The organism is Novipirellula sp. (genome assembly GCF_041583735.1).
Lineage (GTDB): Bacteria > Planctomycetota > Planctomycetia > Pirellulales > Pirellulaceae > Novipirellula.
The window spans coordinates 1-3,134 of record NZ_JBFHFD010000850.1 but is presented as its reverse complement, the minus strand read 5'-3'; the positions used below and the strand labels follow the sequence as shown (position 1 = coordinate 3,134).

Genomic DNA, 3,134 nt, shown 5'->3' with positions numbered 1-3,134 from the left:
GCTTGTTCGTCAATACATCCAGCAGCCATGGACGCCTCGCTATCCGCACTTCCGCCGAGGTATCGAGTGGCGGATTAAGCACAACACCCTCGTCACCTACCGCGAACTGCGAGCACGAAATAGCTAGCAAACAACTGAGAGCGGTTCGCGATCGAAGGTAACGTTTCAGGTTTTGCACAAAGGACTCCAGGACATGGGTGAACCTAGAGTGTGATATCGGAAGTTCGCGGCGCTGAGTTTACCTAGAAACCGGCAACCATCCTCTGGGGGCAAGATCTTTCGAGGGGTTGGCTGCCCACAACCGTCTGGATTGCATGCAAAACGTGTGGTCCAATCCGCTTGCTAGACCGATTCGGTGGCTTCCGTTAATGCTTTCAACAACGGGCAATTCTCTGACGCGACTTGGTCGATCCGATATTGCCGCAGCAACTCTTTGGAACGGCCTGCTAGCATCCTGCGGACCTCACGCCGTTTCCCTTTGACCCGCGGAATGACCATCGAATCATAGGCGGTAGTTTGATGCCGCATCCATGCAATCACCGCAGCCTCGGCTCGCTGTTCGACAGAGATTCGCTTGGTCCGTGCCACGGTACCGCTGCCCACGGGCGTTGCATGGTCAGTGATCGCGCGAGCCATCCGTGCCGAGAGCTTGGCGTGTTTGGGATGAAAATTCAGATAGGTGACCACGGTTTCATAGAACTCATCGACGTAAGCCGACTGATTGCGATCACGTCGCTGTTTGTCCGCGACTTTCCGTTTAGCGTAACTTTCGGTCGACCGCTCGACTTTCAAATCGGCCACAATTTTCTCGATCGTGGCAGCGGGAGCCCAAATTCCTTTGGAAAATGTTCGCCGTCCTTTTTTTTCCTGGACGATCCAGTGCTCGCCGGCCGCTTTGACACGCCGGGTCATGGCTGCGTCCCCCGGGGGCAAAAGCGACCAATTTGCAGGTGGGGTATGGATTTTACCCTCGGAATCACGAACGGTGTTTTCAGTCGGTCCGGGGCCGAACGTCTGGCTGGTCATGCTGGCTTTGGCTAAGCTGGTGAATGTACGATGCCCGCGTCCGCAGGCCTCGACTTGAATGGTTACAGATCGAATGGTTAATCAATCGCTCGGTTCGGAAACCAGAAGGTCTCCCGGCCCGATCGCTACTCAATTTGAGAATCCCGTTTTATGTATTTTCGCCTCGCCAGTCGACTGCTGCTCGAGCCCGACAAACGATTGCTTGCAAAAGCGGCCTGGACGCTGGGGGTTCGCGGATTGTGGAGTGTTCACAAGCACAAACAGCGACTGAAACGAGGAGATTTTTTTCCGCCATTTTTGTATTTATCGGTCATCAACAGCTGCAACCTGCGGTGCCAGGGCTGCTGGGTCGATGTGGGGGCGAAACAACATCGCATTGAGTTGGACGCGGCAAACAAAGTCATTGCCGAAGCCAAAGCGATGGGTAACAGTTTCTTCGGCATTCTGGGCGGCGAACCTTTCATGCACAAAGATTTGTTAAAGATCTTTGCCGCCAATCGCGACGTCTACTTCCAAGTTTTTACCAATGGTCATTTCATCACCGACGAAGTCGCTGCCGAGTTGCGGCGTCTCGGGAATGTGACTCCGCTGATCAGCGTCGAGGGATCTGAAATCGTCAGCGACACACGGCGAGGACGCGAAGGGGTGTTGAACCAAACGATGCAGGGACTTGAAACGGCACTACGTCATCGCTTGCTCGTCGGGGTTTGCACCAGTGTCTGCAAAACAAATATCGACGATTTGGTCAGCAACGCCTGGGTCGATCGGCTGATCGAAATGGGGGTCATGTATTGCTGGTACCACATCTATCGTCCGGTCGGCCCCGAATCAAACCCCGATCTCGCGTTGACCAGCGAACAACAACGTCGCGTGCGTCAATTTGTCGTCGACACACGTGCCACCAAGCCGATCGTCGTGATCGACGCTTATCACGATGACGCGGGCAATGCCCTTTGTCCTGCGGCAACCGGGTTCACGCACCATGTCGGGCCTTGGGGCGATATCGAGCCATGCCCGGTGATCCAGTTGGCCAAAGAATCGATCCACGACGACCGATCGCTTAAAGACACGTTCAATGAATCGGAATTTTTGCGAGACTTCCGCGAACTGACGGCACAACACACGCGTGGCTGCGTGATCATGGAACGCCCCGACTTGTTGGTCCAGCTTGCCGAAAAACATGGGGCTCGCGACACAACGGCGCGTACCAAGGTGATCGATGAGCTGAACGCTGTCTCGCCGCGACGAAGCCAATATCAACCGGGCGATGAAATCCCCGAACGCAGCTTTGTCTATCGCTGGGCCAAGAAGTATGCCTTTAACGACTTCGGTACCTACAGCCGTCATTTCGACACCAGCAAGTACCAAGATCCTGATCAGCAGTCCGGGGATACGAGCCCCAAAAGCGAACTGCCGATCCTGAGTCGGTAGCCCATCGGCGTGTTTTGCGGGCGTTCACCACAAAGTCGCTTGCGAAACTCTTGGCGAGTTTCGCTACGGCAGGAAGTCATTACGGCGTTGTCTTGATGCGGATGCGACGGTACTCGACTTGCCCTCGGTCCCCTTCCAAACCGATCGGACCGGTTTCGGGAACCTTCATCGCTTCTTCGATCACTTCGCCATTGCAGCTGCAATGTGCCACGCCGCCGTGGACCGCGACGACAAGTGCGTTCCACTGCTGAGGCTTGTAGTTTTTCAAGTCCTTGTACGGTCCCGCTAGCGCAAAGTCACGACATTGCAATTGCGGTGCCCGGATAAACACACCGCTGTCGGCATTGGGAGTCGCACGAAATTCCAATCGCAATTCAAAGTCATTGGGAAACTCGCGAGTCGTCCAAAGCTGTTGAATCTTGCGTCCCTCTGGCGGCGTCGTCACAACCAATCGATCATGAACGGCCGCGTAACGTCCCTCGGGTGTTTTCGACTTACCGTCAAAGGCAACGTTGCTTTCGACAATCGGCCACGCTGGGGCATTGGGATCACGACTCTGCCATCGCTCGCGTGATTTCAACATCGCATCGGTCGTTTTGCGAAATCCCCAGCCCGTCAAATCGTGGCCATTGAATAGACTCTCGAATCCTTCTTCGACGACAAAATCATCGTCCTCG

3 protein-coding genes are annotated in these 3,134 nt (G+C 55.0%); 1 reads left to right on the top strand and 2 read right to left on the bottom strand.

Annotation, left to right across the window (positions count from 1 at the left end; translation table 11 throughout):
- Positions 1-342: 342 nt before the first annotated feature.
- A complete protein-coding gene (locus tag ABX962_RS33690) occupies positions 343-1,026 on the bottom strand; it encodes a DUF2293 domain-containing protein (RefSeq protein WP_372726054.1) in 684 nt (227 codons plus the stop codon).
- Positions 1,027-1,176: 150 nt separating this feature from the next.
- Between ABX962_RS33690 and ABX962_RS33685 the strand changes: the two genes are divergently transcribed.
- Positions 1,177-2,457, top strand: coding sequence for a radical SAM protein (locus tag ABX962_RS33685; RefSeq protein ID WP_372726053.1), 1,281 nt, complete (start codon positions 1,177-1,179; stop codon positions 2,455-2,457).
- A gap of 79 nt (positions 2,458-2,536) precedes the next feature.
- Here ABX962_RS33685 and ABX962_RS33680 read toward each other — a convergent pair.
- A partial coding sequence (locus tag ABX962_RS33680; protein WP_372726052.1) for a DUF1080 domain-containing protein occupies positions 2,537-3,134 on the bottom strand: 598 nt, incomplete at its 5' end.